Source organism: Pseudomonas sp. NBRC 111140 (genome assembly GCF_001320885.1).
GTDB classification, from domain to species: Bacteria; Pseudomonadota; Gammaproteobacteria; order Pseudomonadales; family Pseudomonadaceae; genus Aquipseudomonas; species Aquipseudomonas putida_P.
In genome coordinates this window covers 46,634-61,289 of record NZ_BCBQ01000018.1, presented here as the reverse complement: position 1 = coordinate 61,289, position 14,656 = coordinate 46,634, and the positions used below count along the sequence as shown (strand labels likewise).

Below are 14,656 nucleotides of genomic sequence, written 5' to 3'. Positions count from 1 at the left end.
ACCAGAGCCAGGCGCTCAAGGGAGCCGCCTGGCGGCCTGTTCAGGCAAAAGCGGAATTTGAAGAGATTGGATTAGGATGAAAGAACACCCTTTCTCGGATTGGTCCTACAGCTACCTCGCCTATCTCTTCATAACCCTGGCGCTGATAAAAAGCCAGGTAGTGCTCGTTACCGGTATCCAGCACGACCCCTTGGGTGCCTGGGTCCTCCGCGCACCAGTCGTGCACAGCTTGTAACAATTGCTCGCCGTAGTGTTTGCCCTGGAATTGCGGGTGCACCCCCAGCAATGGCAGCACATGCACCCGGTCAGTGGGCAGGCAGGTGGCCAGCGCGGCCTGGTAGTCCATGTAGCGCCGCGTGCAGCGCAGGCCTGTACCCAGCATCATGCGCAGGCGCCAGGCCCAGCTGTCGGCCACGCCCAGGCGGCGCAGTGGCGGCACGATCAGGGCCAGGGCAATCAGGCGATCCTCTACCAGCAAGCCGATGGCGGGTAGTTGCAGATAGAAGTGCTGGCGCACCCATTCGCGCACCATCACCCGCAAGCGCCGCTCATAACCGGGGCGCTGGGCCTCGAAGATGTAGGCGAAGGTAGGCTCATGGCGGTAAGCGTTGTACAGCAATGAACGCGCTTCGCGGCTGTAACCATCATCGAGCAAGCAGACACGGGCCGGAGCGGCTGTGGTTTCGGGCATTGCGGGCAGACCTCCTGGAATGGGCGTACAGTGCCTTGGAGGTGCCCCTGCGCGCTTCGTTCACCCCCTGGAGCACGTTAGCAGCAGGATGACCATGCCGCCATGCTGGTGATGATGGACGATGTCGGCTAGCATCGCGGCTTTTACCGGGATTGTCTTTCCATGAAGATCGTCTGTTTCAACATCAACGGCCTGCGGGCCCGCCCGCACCAGCTGGCGGCGCTGATCGAAAAGCACCAGCCGGACGTGATCGGCCTGCAGGAAACCAAGGTCAGCGACGATCAGTTCCCGCTGGCCGACGTGCAGGCACTGGGCTACCACGTGCACTACCATGGCCAGAAAGGCCACTACGGCGTGGCGCTGCTGTCGCGCCAGGCGCCGCTGAGCCTGCACAAAGGCTTTGCCACCGATGAAGACGACGCCCAGCGCCGCTTTATCTGGGGCACCTTCCCTGATGCCGACGGCAACCCGATCACCATCATGAACGGCTATTTCCCCCAGGGTGAAAGCCGCGACCACCCCACCAAGTTCCCGGCCAAGCAGCGCTTCTACAGCGACCTGCAGGCCCTGCTCGAAGGCCAGTTCCGCAACGACCAGCCACTGCTGGTGATGGGCGACATGAACATCTCGCCGCAGGACTGCGATATCGGCATCGGTGCGGACAACGCCAAGCGCTGGCTGAAGACCGGCAAGTGCAGCTTCCTGCCGGAAGAGCGCGAGTGGATGGAACGCTTGAAAGGCTGGGGCCTTGTCGATAGTTTCCGTCACCTGTACCCGGAGGTGACGGACCGCTTCAGCTGGTTCGACTACCGCAGCCGCGGCTTCGAGGACGACCCCAAGCGCGGGCTGCGCATCGACCTGATCATGGCCTCGCAGCATCTGGTGCCACGCATCAAGGCAGCAGGTGCGGACTATGAACTGCGCGCAATGGAAAAGCCGTCGGACCATGCGCCGATCTGGCTGGAATTGAGCTGAGTCGGAGGGTGGGCGCCAAGGTGCATGCCTTGGCCTCACTCACAACCCCAACCGCAACGCCTCCCCCACCCCCGCTCCGCGCACATCGTCCGCCGCGCTGACCAAAGCAAAGTTGTACGCCCCATGCGACCAATACCGCGCCTCCAGCTGACCGTCGACCCGCTGACCGTCCGGCATGCGCCGATATTGCTCGCCGGGTGAGCGCAGGAACAGGCTGATGCGCTGGCCCTTGCCATCTTCAAACACCAGCAACGCCGCCGGCCCTTGCTCGTTGCTGAGCAAGCGCGCACCCACCGGTTTGAAGCCATAGCCCGCCAGGTCCGGCAGCTGGCCCACGCGGCTGAAATGGCGCCCAAGCCAGTCGCGCAACTGCCCTGGGTCACTGGCCTGGATATCCAAGGCTTCACTGCCAGCAAACAAGCGATGCGCCTGCACAGCGTCGGCCATGGGCAAGTCAACGCGCGCCAAGCTTGCATCGCGCACTTGCCAACCGCCTAAACCACCCACACCCAGCGCTAACATCACCACCGCCGCAGCGGCCCAACGCCGCTGCCGGCGCTGGCGCAATTGCCGACGCAACGGGCCCAATTCCAGCTGCGCGGCACCAGGCAGGTCATCAAACCCGGCCAACGCCACGCGTAGCCGGCGGGCATCGGCACGCCAACCTTCCACCCGTGCCGCCGCCTGCGGGTTGGCCTCCAGCCAGGCCTGCACCTGGGCCCGGCGCACAGGCTCCAGGCGCTCATCGACATAAGCATGCAGTTCGTCTTCGCTGGGGATCAGACGGGTCATTTCAGTCTCCGCAAGGCCGGTGGCTGGGGGTTGCCCTCGGTCAATTCGCGCAAGGCATTGCGCGCGCGCGACAGGCGCGACATCACAGTGCCGATTGGGATGCCCAAAGCCTGGGCGGCCTCCTTGTAACTCAGGCCTTCGATGCTGACCAGCAGCAACAAGGCACGCTGCTCCGCCGTCAGCCGGGCAAACGCCTGCAGGTCGGCCTGGGCCAGGACGATGGCTTCGAGGTTGTCACCGACAGGCTCCTCGTCGTGCCCGCTGCCGCCAAACCAGGACAACCAACGCGCATGCAGACGCTCGCGGCGTTTACCGTCGAGAAACTGTCGATAAAGAATGGTGAACAACCAAGCGCGCAGGGCATCGGCGTCACGTTGCTGGTCGCGCCGGCTCAGGGCCCGCTCGACCGTTGCCTGCACCAGGTCGTCGGCGCTGCCCGGTTCGCGGGTCAGCCACACGGCAAAGCGTCGCAGACGGGCAAGCAGTTCGCGCCACTGGTGGTCGTCCAGGTCATGCATCGCTAGGTACCGGCCTTTGGGATTGTCAGTGTAAAGGGCAGACGCCTGTGAACAAATTCTATTCCCGGCGATGGAATAAGTTTTTCCCTGCTCCGTCGTACTGGCACCTTCCCTGAACCGGACGATGACCATGAACTCACCCTTGCACGGCCCGGCCAAAGCGCTGCGCCTGGCAGCCATTGGCGCCGTGATGCTGGCCGCAGGTGCCGGCTTTGCCTATGCCGCCGGCTGGCTCGGCGAACCCCGGCTGACGCCACAGCGCATCATCGACACCTTCGAGGCCCAGGCCGGTCACTACCCGGGCTACCGCAAGAACCACGCCAAGGGCCTGTGCGTGAGCGGCTACTTCCAGCCCAGCGGGCAGGCCGCCAACCTGTCCATTGCACGCGCCTTCAGCCAGCAACGGGTGCCGGTTATCGGCCGTTTCGCCATCGGCGGTGCCAACCCGTTCGCCCCGGATACAGGCATCCCGGTGCGCAGCCTGGCAGTTCAACTCAGCACCGACGACGGCCAGGTCTGGCGTACCGGCATGAACAACCCGCCGGTGCTGGCGGTCAGTACCCCGCAAGGGTTCTATGAGCAAGTGCTCGCGGGCGCGCCCGACCCGGCCACCGGCAAACCTAACCCGGCCAAGATGCAAGCGTTCTTCGCCGCCCACCCCGAAAGCGCGGCATTTCGCCAGTGGGCGGCGAGCTACAAGCCAAGTGACAGCTTCGCCAGCACGCAGTATCACAGCATCAATGCCTTCCGCCTGATCGACTCAGCTGGCACGGCCCACCCGGTGCGTTGGCAGCTCGAGCCACAAACCGCGTTTGCCGCACTACCTGGCCAGGTTGATGACAAACAGTTCCTGCAACACGACCTGCAGCAACGCCTGGCCCAGGCCCCGTTGCGCTGGACGTTGCGTTTGGTGCTGGCCGAACCGGGCGATGCCGTGGATGACCCTGCCCGCCTCTGGCCCGCCGAGCGTCGTAGCGTGGACGCCGGCACCTTGGTGCTGGAGCACGTCGACGCTCCAGAGCAAGGGGCCTGCCGCGACCTGAACTTCGACCCGCTGATTCTGCCACGGGGTATCGAAGCGTCCGGCGACCCGATCCTCGCCGCCCGGTCCGCCGCCTATTCGGAATCCTTCAACCGCCGCAGCCGTGAATCGCTCAGCACTGGAGCCCGTCCATGAAACCCGAAGCCTTCCACCCCTTCGCCCGTCTGTTGCACTGGCTGATGGCCGTGCTGATCCTGGCCATGCTGTTCATCGGCGTGAGCATGGTCGCCGACCTGTCGCCACGCCACCCGCTGCTGATCAGCCTGCACAAGGCCACCGGCCTGGCCCTGCTGGTGCTGGTGCTGTTGCGCATCGCCGTGCGCCTGAGCGTGCCGCACCCACCGCTGCCACACGACCTGCCAGTGCTGCAGCGCTGGGCCGCCGGGGCCTCGCACCTGCTGCTCTATGGGCTGATGCTGGCCATGCCGCTGCTGGGATGGGCCATGCTATCGGCGGGCGACTACCCGCGCCCGCTCGGTTTACCCGCCATCGCCCCGCACAACCTGCAGCTGTATGCCGTGCTGCGTCAGGCCCATGGCTGGGCCGGCTACCTGCTGTTCGCCACGGTGCTGGTGCACGTGGGTGCAGCCTTGATGCATGCATGGGTGCGCCGCGACGGTGTGTTGCGTAGCATGTGGCCTGGCCCCTTGCGCCGCAGCGAATGACCTGCTGCATGCCGGGGCGTTCGACAATCAATAATCATTCTTAATAAGATCGGCTTTCTATTTGCCGTACTGCCCTGGACTGCCCTATGAACGTCGCAAAGGATCCTGCAACCCTGCTACCTGCCAGCACCCTGGACTTGCGCCCGCTGCTGCTGGCCAACATGGCCTGTACCATGTCGATGATGGCCTTCGTCGCCTTGATCGGCCCGATTGCCCGCCAACTCGGCATGGCCACCTGGCAAGCTGGCGCCGCCGTAACCGTGGCTGGCGTGGTTTGGGTGCTGCTGGCCCGGCCTTGGGGGCGATTATCGGATCGCCTCGGCCGCCGGCGCATCCTGCTGCTGGGCAGCGCCGGCTTCACCCTGGCTTACTGGCTGCTATGCCTGTTCGTTGAAGGCGCGCTGCGCTGGTTGCCGGGCGCGACCCTGGCGTTCATCGGCCTGATCGTCGCCCGCGGCTGCATCGGCGCCTTCTACGCCGCCATCCCAGTGGGCTGCAATGCGCTGATAGCCGACCATGTCGAGCCGCAACGCCGGGCCCGGGCCATGGCCTCGCTGGGCGCGGCCAACGCCGTCGGCCTGGTGGTCGGGCCAGCGCTGGCGGCGCTACTGGCACGGCACAGCCTGAGCCTGCCGTTCCACATCATGTCGCTGCTACCGGCCACGGCCTTCCTCGTGCTGCTCTTTACCCTAAAACCACAGGCGCTGCCGCACGCCCACGCCCCCAGCCCGGTGCGGCTGAACGACCCGCGCCTGCGCAGGCCGTTGCTGGTGGCATTCAGCGCCATGCTCAGCGTGACCGTGTCGCAGATCATCGTCGGTTTCTTTGCCCTCGACCGCTTGCATCTGGGCCCCGCCGAAGCGGCCCAGGCTGCCGGCATCGCGCTGACCACGGTGGGCGTAGCGCTGATGCTGGCGCAGGTATTGCTGCGCCAGCTGGAGTGGCCACCGCTGAAGATGATCCGGGTAGGTGCCACGGTATCGGCACTGGGCTTTGCCTGCGGGTCGCTGGCCACCACGGCCCCTTGGCTATGGGCTTGCTACTTTGTTGCGGCAGCCGGCATGGGCTTTGTGTTCCCAGCGTTTTCGGCACTGGCAGCCAATGCCATGCACGCCTCCGAGCAGGGCGCCACAGCCGGCTCCGTGGGAGCTGCCCAGGGCATGGGTGCGGTGATCGGGCCGCTGGCCGGCACCTTGGTATATGCCCTTGATCCGCGCCTGCCATTCTTGGCCGTAGCCGTGCTGTTGCTGCTCGTCGGACTGTGGCCGATGCCACGTGAACAGCGGGTTTGACAAGCACAGCGCGCAAGCGCGCAGAGTGTGTTTTAATGCGCATCGCTCATTATTATTGACACCTCTGATTACAAGGCGGCTATGGACACGGGGACGCGACTCAAACTGGTGCGTGAACGCAACAACCTCTCCCAACGGGAACTGGCCCGCCGCAGCGGGTTGACCAATTCGACGATCTCGCAGATCGAGCAGAATCGCGTCAGCCCTTCGGTCAGCTCCCTGAAAAAGCTGCTCGAAGGCATACCCATGAGCCTGGCGGAGTTTTTCAGCTTCGACGAGCCGGTGCGTGAAGAGCGCTACGTGTTCCGGGGTGGCGAACAACCGGATCTGGGCCGCAACGGCCTGCGCATGCTGCTGGTCGGCGCCAGCGTCGAAGGCCGGCAGATGCGCATGCTGCGCGAGCTGTATGCACCCGGCGCCGATTCGGGCGAGCCGATCGTGCATGCCGAGGGCGAAGAATGTGGCCTGGTCACCCGCGGCACCGTAGAGCTGTGGGTCGATGGGCAGGTCAGCGTGCTCAACTCGGGCGACGGCTACTACATCCCCACTACCCTGCCGCACAGTTTCAAGAACATCGGCCCGGACGAGGCCGAGATCATCAGCGCCAACACGCCGGCCAATTTCTGATCTTGGCGCGCAGCGGTGCACTGAACACTCGGGATATTTACCAGCGCCTACGCAACGCGGCCCTTGGTGTGCAGCACCTGGAGGTGAGTGCACGCCACGATGGCGGTCTGGTCGATGTCGACATCCAGGGCTGGCGATTGACGCTGGCCCTGGATGCCGAAGGCTTGGCACATTGCATTCATTGCCAGGCCCCCGACGGTGAACAGGCCGGGCTTGAGGACTGGCAGCGCTACGGCACCAACCCCACCGACCTGCTCAGCCTGTGGGAGCGCACTCAGCTGGAGAAGCTGCTGGCGCCCTGACGCAGCGCTTCTTCGACAAAGTCCAGGCGGTCCTGGCCAAAGAACATCGCATCGCCCACAAAGCAGGTGGGCGCACCAAACACCCCGCGCGCCACAGCCGCCTCGGTTGCCTGCTTCAGCGCAGCTTTTACCTCACCGTCAGCCGTCAACCCGTGAAATACCTGCGGGTCGAAGCCTGCCTGGGTCAGCGTCTCATCCAGAACTGCGTTATCGCCCAGGTTGCGGCGTTGTGCCCATAGCCCATTGAACAGCGCCGACAACAGGGCCTCGAACCGCTCCGGTGAACGCAACTGGGTACCCAGCACGCCGCGCATCAAGGCCAGGGTATTGATCGGGAACCCTGATGGCATCCCGAACGGTACCTCGTAGCGTGCGGCAAAGCGTGCCAGGTCGGTAAACATGTAGCGCCCCTTGGCCGGGATCGTCGCCGGCGAGGCGTTGCCGGTGGCCTGGAACACCCCTCCAAGCAGAATTGGCTGGTAGCGCAGTGTGGCACCTTGGCGGGCACACAGGCTCGGCAGTTGGGTCCAGGCCAGATAGCTGGCCGGGCTGCCCAGGTCAAAATAGAAATCGACAGTCTTGTTCATGCTTAGGGTCCTTGCGGGGTGATAGGGGCTTACCAGCGTTCCATCCAGGGGCGCAGGTCCAGCTCGAACGTCCACGCATCGCGAGGCTGGGCGTGCAGGAACCAGTAGCTGTCGGCAATGTGCGCCGGATCAAGGATGCCATCCTGGTCCTTGAGGGCATAGCGCTCGGGAAAGCTGTCGCGGATGAAGGCCGTGTCGATGGCACCGTCCACCACCACATGGGCGACATGGATGTTGCGTGGCCCCAACTCGCGCGCCATGCTCTGCGCCAGGGCACGCAGGCCATGCTTGGCCCCGGCGAAGGCAGCAAAACCAGCCGCGCCGCGGGTACCGGCAGTGGCACCGGTGAACAGAATCGTGCCGCGCTCACGCTGGACCATGCGCCTGGCCACCGCCTGGGCCGTCAGAAAGCCGGCAAAGCAGGCCATTTCCCAGATCTTGAAGTACTTGCGTGGGGTTTCTTCCAAAATGCTGCACGGCACATTGGCGCCGATATTGAAGACAAAAGCTTCGATTGGGCCAATATCGCGCTCGATGGTCTCGATCAGTGCAGCTACCTCATCTTCTTTTCGCGCATCAGAGCCAAACCCGTGGGCCTGGCCGCCAGTGGCGCGTATCTCCTCCAGCAGCGGCTGCAATTTCTCAGCCTGGCGCCGAGTTACGCAGGCGATGTAGCCCTCACGGGCAAAGCGCTTGGCAATCTCGCCCCCGGTGGCGTCCCCTGCCCCGATCACCAGCACCACTTTTTGTTGTTCTGTCATGCCCGCCTCCATTGGTGAATGATCGTTTAGTAAACGAACGCTATGTTATGATCGCGGTCTTCGTCAAGCCCGCTTGCAGAGGCATGTGAATGCGCTACTCCAACGAACACAAACAGCAAACCCGCGACCGGTTGCTGGCCAGCAGCGGCGCGCTGGCCAAACGCGGGGGGTTCGCCAGTACCGGCGTGGCAGGGCTGATGAAGGCGATTGGCCTGACCGGCGGTGCCTTCTACAACCACTTCCCGTCAAAGGACGACCTGTTCACCGAGGTAGTACGCCAGGAGCTGTGCAACAGCCCGCTGACACGCCTGACCAGCCAAGGTGCCAACCGCGAGCGCCTGGGCCGCTGCCTGCAGCAGTACCTGAGCCTGGCCCATCTGCACAATGCCGAGGGTGGCTGCCCACTGCCGCCACTGGGAGTGGAAATTGCCCGCGCCGAAGCACCGGTGCGTGAAGTGGCTGAGCACTGGCTGCTGGAACTGCACCGTGCCTGGAGCACAACCCTGGAGGATGAACAATTGGCCTGGGTGCTGATCAGCCAGTGCGTCGGCGCACTGCTGGTCGGGCGCATGTTGGCCAGTGAAAGCGTACAAGCGCAGGTACTGGACGCCAGCCGCCAATTTGTCGAACAGGCCTTGCATGAGGCGGATTAGTGCCCTGCTGGGGTTGCTGCTGGCCCTGCCAGCGTTCGCCGAACAGGCCTGCCCGCCAGGCCAGTACCAGGTGTGCCTGATGGGCTGCTTCTGCGCCCCGATCGACCCTGGCCAGGCCGGGCAGATCCTCAAGGATGTTGAGGTGATGGCCTCGTCCAGTCTGACCTACGCCTTGCGCCAGGCTCGCGACGAGGCCACGGCCAGCGGAGTGCAGCCGATTCCGTTGCATATTCGGGCGCAACTTGAACCTTGGTACGACTTTGCCGTGCTCGATGCGGCGCGCTTTCGGGTGGGGGATGAGCAACAGATGAGCGCAGCCAATGCGCTATTGCAGAACCCCGATGTGAACGCCGTGACACTGATCGACACGATCATCTTCCGCCGTGCCAACGATGCCGAGGACAACGTGGCCTTGTGGGCGCACGAACTCAAGCATGTGCAGCAGTACCAGGAACTGGGCGTGGAGGAGTTTGCCCGACGCTATACGCGCAACTATGACGACCTGGAAGGCCCCGCTTACAAGATCGAGGCCGAGGTGAGCAAGGCGCTGCGCGAGCGTACTTCCGGGCAGGCCAGATAGCAGCAGTTGCCGCTGCGCGGGTGCGGCATCTGCTGCTACGTGACAGTCAGGGCGCCGCCGAAGCCTCTTGCGCCACCTGCTCACGGCTGGCGTAACGCTGCGCCAGCACAGCACACACCATCAGCTGAATCTGGTGGAACAGCATCAGCGGCAAGATCATCGCGCCAATACCACTGCCCACGAACAACACCTGGGCCATGGGTACGCCGGTAGCCAGGCTTTTCTTGGAACCGGCGAACAGGATGGTGATGCGGTCCTCGAGGTCGAAGCCCAATGCCTTGCCAAGCAGGCGAGTACCAAACAGCACCACCGCCAGCAAAATACCGCACACCACGAACAAGCCGGCCAGGTGCTGCGGCGATACGGTGTGCCACAGGCCGGTCACCACAGCCTCGCTGAAGGCCGTGTACACCACCAGCAAGATCGACCCCTGGTCCACCACCTTGAGCCACCGCGCATTGCGCTTGACCCAGGCGCCAATCCAGCGCCGCGCAATCTGGCCAGCAACGAACGGCACCAGCAGTTGCAGGGTGATCTTCAACACCGCATCCAGCCCAGAGCCCGTATCACCACTGGCGCCCAACAACATCATCACCAGCAACGGCGTCAGGAAGATACCCAGCAGGCTGGAAGCCGCCGCGCTGCAGATCGCCGCCGGCACATTGCCACGGGCCAACGAGGTGAAGGCGATGGCCGACTGCACGGTAGCCGGCAAGGCGCACAGGTAGAGCACGCCCAGGTAAAGCTCGTTACCCACCAGTGGCACGAACAGCGGCTTGAATGCCAGGCCCAGCAGCGGGAACAGCACGAACGTACAGGCGAACACCAGCAGGTGCAGGCGCCAGTGCCCGGCACCGGCAATGATCGCTTCACGCGACAGCTTGGCGCCATGCAGGAAGAACAGCAGGCCGATGGCCAGGTTGGTCAGCCAGCCGAAATACACCGCGCCATCGCCCGAGCAAGGCAGCACGGTGGCGATAAGCACCACCCCGAGCAAGGCCAGGGTGAAATTGTCGAATAACATGCGTAGATACTTCATCACTGTGTCCATCTTGTCATTGTGCAAGGGCAGACGATAAGGTCTGCGGCTTTTCGCTGCTAACGCCGGAACCCCCAGCGGTATCGCTCAACGGACACGCGCCATAAAAGGACCCGCCATGCCCCGCCCTCGCCTGGCTGCACTTGCAGCCGCCATCACCCTCACTTTGGGTCACGCCTGCGCACAGGCCGACGACCAGTTGCAGGCCAAGGTCGACCAGATCATCCGCCCGCTGATGCAGGAACAAGGCATCAGCGGCATGGCCGTGGCCATCTATGCCCGCGACCATGCGCACTACTTCAGCTACGGCGTGGCCAGCAAGGCCGACAACGTGCCGGTAAGCCGCGACACGCTGTTCGAGATCGGCTCGCTGAGCAAGACCTACACCGCCACCCTCGCCGCACTGGCCAGTGCCGAAGGCAAGTTGGACCTCGATGCCCCGGCAAAGCGCTATCATCCGGCACTGGCCGGCGTACCCATTGGCGACGCGACCGTGCTGGAACTGGGCGCCTACAGCGCCGACTGCCTGCCGCTGCAGTTCCCGGATACGGTGCAAACACCACAGCAGGTGGTCGATTTCTTCCGCCACTGGCAACCTCGCGCCAAACCCGGCACCCAACGCTGCTATTCCAACCCCAGCCTGGGCTTGTTCGGTGACCTGGCCGCCCGCGCACAGCACCAACCGTTCGCCACGCTGATGCGCGAAGGCCTGTTGGCGAAAATGGGCCTGGAGAACACCTACTTGCAGGTTCCAGCCAGTGCCCACGGCCTTTATGCCCAAGGCTACGACGCCACCGACAAGCCAGTGCGCGTCGGCCCCGGCCCTTATGCCGACGAGGCCTACGGTATCAAGACCAGCGCCAGCGACTTGCTACGCTATGTGCGCCTGCAGATGCAGCCACAGGGCCTGCCAGCGGCGCTGGTGAAAGCCACGGCCATTACCCAGCAGGGCTACTTCCAGGTCGGCGCCATGACCCAAGGCCTGGGCTGGGAACGCTACCCCTACCCGGTTACGTTAAGCACCCTGGTCGATGGCAACAGCCCACGGCTGATCCGTGAACCGCAGGCAACCACACGCTTGCAACCGGCCCTGCCCGCGCTGTCGGCAGCCTGGTACAACAAGACAGGTTCAACCAATGGCTTCGGCGCCTATGCCGCGTTTGTCCCCTCCGAACAGCTGGCAGTAGTGCTGCTGGCCAACCGGAATTATCCGAACGAAGCGCGGGTTCGCGCGGCCTTCGAAATACTGTCCGGGCTGTAGCCGAAGCCGCGATTGTCGAACAAAACGACAGAAATGTAGTGCTCGAAAATATTCACTACAAAATAGTTGACGCCGTTCATCGCGCTTGTGCATGATGAAGCCGTCTCCCCGATCGGGAGCGGTGGCAAGGGTGTTCCAGACGGCCTGCGCGGTAACGCAGGCCGTCCGTGGAGAGGGAAACTGTCCAAAAGGCAGCGTGAGAAAGCCCCTGTTGCGATGCTGCTGTAGCAGCCTTGGTAGTGCGCTACACCGTGGTAGCGCCAACTGTGAAAATCACCTACGAATGGGTAATGGGGGCTTTATGATGAACTTGAACAACAATCCGACTATCGACCAATTGGCTCAGCTGTTCGCCATCCGCAAGGACAGCCTCGACGACCACCTGCTGTGGGTTAGCCAAACCGGTGAAGTGCGCCTCGACCGCCTGCCACCGAACACCGTCGAAGATGAATTTGAAGAGCACCTGCCCAGCATGCGTGCCCGCTTCAAGGTCTACCGCCGTGGCCAAGGCTACGTCGGCAAGAAGGCCGCCGCCGACACCGAGTTCGTTGGCCGCGTGCTGCAGACCCTGCAACAAGAATGGCCCGCTGCCCGTGAGCAGCAGGCAGTCAAGGTGATCGAACCGCTTAACTGAGGGTTCGCACCCTTACCAGAGCCCGGCCAGCATAGGCCGGGCTTTTTCATGCCTGGCGCCGCTGCAGGCGGGTTTCCGGCAAGGGCAAGGCGCCCGTTGCCATCGCTCGGGCGCGGTCGACACCCCATACCAGCGCGCGGGTCATGGTCTCGCCTGGCCGGGCGGGGTAATACTCTTCCAGCAACGCCCGCCCATCCCCGGCGTACAAACCCAGAAACAGCTGCGTCGCCCCAAGGCGCGACAAGCGCACCTGTACGTCCAGTGTGGTGCCGTCGCTGAGTGCTTCGTCGTGGCAGCGGCTGTGCAGCTGGGCGTCGGCCCACTGCCAATAGGTCTGTTCCCTGACTCGCATGAGCATTCAATCCTCCGTTACTGGAATGCCGCATCAGAAAACCACAGCCTTGGCCATCCGGCGAGCGTTACCCGGCAATACCATGAGGCGTATCAACGAATGGCAAAAAAAACCCCGCCATTGGGCGGGGCTTTGCTGGAGCGGGCTTACTTCTTCAGTGGTACCCGCGGCATGAAGCGGCCTTTTTTGCTGCGCTGCAGATGTGCAGGCTGGAGCTGTTCGGAATCATCCAGCGTCATGTGGGCGAACCCCAGGCGGAATGCCGCCTGGCCGCAACGCACCTGGCTGTTGATCGGGAACGCATCGTTCAGGTCTTCGAAAAAGGATTCGCTCATGCCCTGTCTCCCTCCAGTGGCGGTCGCGCCGGCAACCAGAAAAGTTGCCCAGGAAACGCGGCCTGTGAAAGTGAGACTAGCTGGTCATTTGCAGACCGCTCGGACAAGCACCTTGCCGCCGACCAGTGGCAGACGGCTCTACTTCAGGCGCACTGCCGTACCGGTTGCAAATACCACGACCATGCCGCCCTGTACCGACGGCATGCTGATCTCGAAATCCACCCCCACTATCGCATCGGCTTGCAACTGGCGTGCCCGCGCCATGAGTTCTTCGGTGGCCTGTTCGCGGGCCTCGCGCAGCGCGCTTTCCAGGGTTTGCGAACGGCCGCCGAAGAAATCGCGAAAGCGTGTAAAGAAATCGCGCACGAAGTTGATGCCTTGCACCGATTCGGAGCTGACCACGCCCAGGTACTCGGCAATCGGGCGGCCTTCGAGTTGGCTGGTGGTGGAAATGATCATGAATGCGCTCCGCAGGTCTGGCCAAAAGAGACCGATTCTAACAGAGCGCAGCTCAATGAATTTAAGCCCTTTATGCCATGGCAGCCCGCAAACGCTGGCCGATCCGCGCACCAAACACGTTTACCAGCAAACCAGCCATCACCAGCAATGCGCCCCAGCCCTGGGTAGTGGTCAGGCGTTCGCCCAGCAGCAACGCCGACGAGCTCAAGCCGATCACCGGTACCAGTAACGAGAACGGTGCCACCTTGCCTGCCGGGTGACGCGACAGCAGTGTGCTCCACAGGCTGTAGCCAAGCATGGTGGCGACAAACGCCAGGTACGCCAGGGCCAGTACCGAACTCCAGCTGATGTTGGCCAGGGCATGGCCGATGCGTTCAGGGCCTTCCAGCCACCAGGACAGCGCCAGGAATGGCAGCGGCGGGATCAACCCACCCCAGATCACCAATGCCACCAGGTCAACCGAGCCAAAACGCCGGGTAATGATATTGCCCAGCCCCCACATGGCACCGCCACACAGGGTCAGCACCAGCGCCAGCATTGGCACGTGGCCGCCGTCCTCGCTGCCGATCAACGCCAGGCCGCTGGCCGCCACCAACAGCCCAAGCACGCTGGCCAGGCGCAGCCGCTCACCGAGGAACAGCGCAGCGAAACCAAGGGTAAAGAAGGCTTGCGACTGCAGGATCAACGAAGCCAACCCTGGCGGCATGCCGCTGTACATGGCCTGGAACAGGAACGCGAACTGGCCCAGCGAAATGGTCGCGCCGTAGGCGATCAACCAGCGCCACGGCAGTTTCGGCCGCCTGACCAGCAATACCGCCGGGAACGCCACCAACAAGAAGCGCAATGCCCCCAGCAACATCGGCGGCAAGCCATCGAGGCCAACTTTGATGACCACGAAGTTGACTCCCCAGGCGACAATCACCACCAGGGCGATGAGCAGGTCCTTGAGCGGCATTGCGACTTCCTTCTGCAATCTTTCTAGACATATTTCGTTACAGCATAAGGCTATTCCTTGAGTTGGGACCAGCACAGTTGTGGCCAAGGGTTGCGCAACAGTGACTGTTCCTACTCACCAGTATCGGCACGTTCAT

The 14,656-nt window shown here is 63.5% G+C and carries 20 protein-coding genes; 10 read left to right on the top strand and 10 right to left on the bottom strand.

All coding sequences use genetic code 11. The features are described 5' to 3' along the window. Positions 1-40: 40 nt before the first annotated feature. Positions 41-691 (bottom strand): N-acetyltransferase, encoded by a 651-nt coding sequence (locus APH42_RS08560; protein WP_012272521.1) that lies wholly within the window; start codon positions 689-691, stop codon positions 41-43. A gap of 162 nt (positions 692-853) precedes the next feature. On the opposite strand from APH42_RS08560, the gene xthA reads away from it, so the two are divergent. Beyond that, positions 854-1,666: an exodeoxyribonuclease III gene (xthA, locus tag APH42_RS08555; RefSeq protein WP_060493136.1), complete on the top strand. Its 813-nt coding sequence runs from the start codon at positions 854-856 to the stop codon at positions 1,664-1,666. Positions 1,667-1,705: 39 nt separating this feature from the next. On the opposite strand, the gene APH42_RS08550 is transcribed toward xthA, so the two are convergent. Beyond that, positions 1,706-2,458 carry an anti-sigma factor gene (locus APH42_RS08550; protein WP_060493135.1) on the bottom strand — a complete coding sequence of 251 codons (753 nt, stop codon included), beginning with the start codon at positions 2,456-2,458 and terminating at the stop codon, positions 1,706-1,708. Beyond that, a complete protein-coding gene (locus APH42_RS08545; protein WP_012272524.1) occupies positions 2,455-2,976 on the bottom strand; it encodes a sigma-70 family RNA polymerase sigma factor in 522 nt (173 codons plus the stop codon). Before APH42_RS08545 ends, APH42_RS08550 begins: the two co-directional genes overlap by 4 nt. Before the next feature lie 124 nt (positions 2,977-3,100). Between APH42_RS08545 and APH42_RS08540 the strand changes: the two genes are divergently transcribed. The 5 genes from APH42_RS08540 (at position 3,101) to APH42_RS08520 (ending at position 6,904) form a co-directional block, all read left to right on the top strand. Beyond that, entirely contained in the window at positions 3,101-4,153 is a 1,053-nt protein-coding gene (locus APH42_RS08540; protein ID WP_060493134.1) for a catalase family peroxidase, read from the top strand. After that, complete coding sequence (locus APH42_RS08535; protein ID WP_012272526.1) at positions 4,150-4,683, top strand: cytochrome b; 534 nt, start codon at positions 4,150-4,152, stop codon at positions 4,681-4,683. The genes APH42_RS08540 and APH42_RS08535 overlap by 4 nt, the downstream gene beginning before the upstream one ends. Before the next feature lie 86 nt (positions 4,684-4,769). Beyond that, entirely contained in the window at positions 4,770-5,975 is a 1,206-nt protein-coding gene (locus APH42_RS08530) for an MFS transporter (protein ID WP_012272527.1), read from the top strand. Between the two features lie 81 nt (positions 5,976-6,056). After that, positions 6,057-6,602: a cupin domain-containing protein gene (locus APH42_RS08525; protein WP_003248033.1), complete on the top strand. Its 546-nt coding sequence runs from the start codon at positions 6,057-6,059 to the stop codon at positions 6,600-6,602. Between the two features lie 2 nt (positions 6,603-6,604). Continuing rightward, positions 6,605-6,904 (top strand): hypothetical protein, encoded by a 300-nt coding sequence (locus APH42_RS08520; protein ID WP_012272528.1) that lies wholly within the window; start codon positions 6,605-6,607, stop codon positions 6,902-6,904. Here APH42_RS08520 and APH42_RS08515 read toward each other — a convergent pair. After that, positions 6,877-7,491, bottom strand: a complete 615-nt coding sequence (locus APH42_RS08515) for a 2-hydroxychromene-2-carboxylate isomerase (protein WP_012272529.1) — start codon at positions 7,489-7,491, stop codon at positions 6,877-6,879. The genes APH42_RS08520 and APH42_RS08515 overlap by 28 nt on opposite strands. 29 nt (positions 7,492-7,520) lie before the next feature. Further along, entirely contained in the window at positions 7,521-8,252 is a 732-nt protein-coding gene (locus APH42_RS08510; protein ID WP_060493133.1) for an SDR family oxidoreductase, read from the bottom strand. Positions 8,253-8,341: 89 nt separating this feature from the next. On the opposite strand from APH42_RS08510, the gene APH42_RS08505 reads away from it, so the two are divergent. Together APH42_RS08505 and APH42_RS08500 are read left to right on the top strand one after the other, a co-directional pair. Further along, complete coding sequence (locus tag APH42_RS08505) at positions 8,342-8,905, top strand: TetR/AcrR family transcriptional regulator (RefSeq protein WP_012272531.1); 564 nt, start codon at positions 8,342-8,344, stop codon at positions 8,903-8,905. Then, complete coding sequence (locus tag APH42_RS08500; RefSeq protein ID WP_012272532.1) at positions 8,892-9,485, top strand: DUF4157 domain-containing protein; 594 nt, start codon at positions 8,892-8,894, stop codon at positions 9,483-9,485. Before APH42_RS08505 ends, APH42_RS08500 begins: the two co-directional genes overlap by 14 nt. A gap of 46 nt (positions 9,486-9,531) precedes the next feature. On the opposite strand, the gene APH42_RS08495 is transcribed toward APH42_RS08500, so the two are convergent. Next, a complete protein-coding gene (locus tag APH42_RS08495) occupies positions 9,532-10,524 on the bottom strand; it encodes a bile acid:sodium symporter family protein (RefSeq protein WP_223296380.1) in 993 nt (330 codons plus the stop codon). Between the two features lie 118 nt (positions 10,525-10,642). Here APH42_RS08495 and ampC point away from each other — a divergent pair, with 118 nt between their 5' ends. After that, positions 10,643-11,785, top strand: coding sequence for a class C beta-lactamase (gene ampC / locus APH42_RS08490; RefSeq protein ID WP_012272534.1), 1,143 nt, complete (start codon positions 10,643-10,645; stop codon positions 11,783-11,785). 301 nt (positions 11,786-12,086) lie between these two features. Next, on the top strand, positions 12,087-12,419 hold the full coding sequence (locus tag APH42_RS08485) for a hypothetical protein (RefSeq protein ID WP_012272535.1): 333 nt from the start codon (positions 12,087-12,089) through the stop codon (positions 12,417-12,419). 46 nt (positions 12,420-12,465) lie between these two features. Here APH42_RS08485 and APH42_RS08480 read toward each other — a convergent pair whose 3' ends face one another. From APH42_RS08480 to APH42_RS08465, 4 genes are all read right to left on the bottom strand, one after another. Beyond that, entirely contained in the window at positions 12,466-12,777 is a 312-nt protein-coding gene (locus APH42_RS08480; protein ID WP_012272536.1) for a hypothetical protein, read from the bottom strand. Positions 12,778-12,917: 140 nt separating this feature from the next. Continuing rightward, entirely contained in the window at positions 12,918-13,106 is a 189-nt protein-coding gene (locus APH42_RS08475; protein WP_003253897.1) for a hypothetical protein, read from the bottom strand. Positions 13,107-13,244: 138 nt separating this feature from the next. Then, complete coding sequence (locus APH42_RS08470) at positions 13,245-13,565, bottom strand: YbjQ family protein (protein WP_012272537.1); 321 nt, start codon at positions 13,563-13,565, stop codon at positions 13,245-13,247. A 70-nt stretch (positions 13,566-13,635) separates the two neighbouring features. Then, positions 13,636-14,520, bottom strand: a complete 885-nt coding sequence (locus APH42_RS08465) for an O-acetylserine/cysteine exporter (RefSeq protein ID WP_012272538.1) — start codon at positions 14,518-14,520, stop codon at positions 13,636-13,638. Positions 14,521-14,656: the final 136 nt, after the last annotated feature.

Excerpts from the sequence above, each read along its gene's own strand:
- APH42_RS08560 (WP_012272521.1), bottom strand. The coding sequence starts at position 691 with ATGCCCGAAACCACAGCCGCTCCGGCCCGTGTCTGCTTGCTCGATGAT.
- xthA (WP_060493136.1), top strand. The coding sequence starts at position 854 with ATGAAGATCGTCTGTTTCAACATCAACGGCCTGCGGGCCCGCCCGCAC.
- APH42_RS08550 (WP_060493135.1), bottom strand. The coding sequence starts at position 2,458 with ATGACCCGTCTGATCCCCAGCGAAGACGAACTGCATGCTTATGTCGAT.
- APH42_RS08545 (WP_012272524.1), bottom strand. The coding sequence starts at position 2,976 with ATGCATGACCTGGACGACCACCAGTGGCGCGAACTGCTTGCCCGTCTG.
- APH42_RS08540 (WP_060493134.1), top strand. The coding sequence starts at position 3,101 with ATGACCATGAACTCACCCTTGCACGGCCCGGCCAAAGCGCTGCGCCTG.
- APH42_RS08535 (WP_012272526.1), top strand. The coding sequence starts at position 4,150 with ATGAAACCCGAAGCCTTCCACCCCTTCGCCCGTCTGTTGCACTGGCTG.
- APH42_RS08530 (WP_012272527.1), top strand. The coding sequence starts at position 4,770 with ATGAACGTCGCAAAGGATCCTGCAACCCTGCTACCTGCCAGCACCCTG.
- APH42_RS08525 (WP_003248033.1), top strand. The coding sequence starts at position 6,057 with ATGGACACGGGGACGCGACTCAAACTGGTGCGTGAACGCAACAACCTC.
- APH42_RS08515 (WP_012272529.1), bottom strand. The coding sequence starts at position 7,491 with ATGAACAAGACTGTCGATTTCTATTTTGACCTGGGCAGCCCGGCCAGC.
- APH42_RS08510 (WP_060493133.1), bottom strand. The coding sequence starts at position 8,252 with ATGACAGAACAACAAAAAGTGGTGCTGGTGATCGGGGCAGGGGACGCC.
- APH42_RS08505 (WP_012272531.1), top strand. The coding sequence starts at position 8,342 with ATGCGCTACTCCAACGAACACAAACAGCAAACCCGCGACCGGTTGCTG.
- APH42_RS08500 (WP_012272532.1), top strand. The coding sequence starts at position 8,892 with ATGAGGCGGATTAGTGCCCTGCTGGGGTTGCTGCTGGCCCTGCCAGCG.
- APH42_RS08495 (WP_223296380.1), bottom strand. The coding sequence starts at position 10,524 with ATGAAGTATCTACGCATGTTATTCGACAATTTCACCCTGGCCTTGCTC.
- ampC (WP_012272534.1), top strand. The coding sequence starts at position 10,643 with ATGCCCCGCCCTCGCCTGGCTGCACTTGCAGCCGCCATCACCCTCACT.
- APH42_RS08485 (WP_012272535.1), top strand. The coding sequence starts at position 12,087 with ATGATGAACTTGAACAACAATCCGACTATCGACCAATTGGCTCAGCTG.
- APH42_RS08480 (WP_012272536.1), bottom strand. The coding sequence starts at position 12,777 with ATGCTCATGCGAGTCAGGGAACAGACCTATTGGCAGTGGGCCGACGCC.
- APH42_RS08475 (WP_003253897.1), bottom strand. The coding sequence starts at position 13,106 with ATGAGCGAATCCTTTTTCGAAGACCTGAACGATGCGTTCCCGATCAAC.
- APH42_RS08470 (WP_012272537.1), bottom strand. The coding sequence starts at position 13,565 with ATGATCATTTCCACCACCAGCCAACTCGAAGGCCGCCCGATTGCCGAG.
- APH42_RS08465 (WP_012272538.1), bottom strand. The coding sequence starts at position 14,520 with ATGCCGCTCAAGGACCTGCTCATCGCCCTGGTGGTGATTGTCGCCTGG.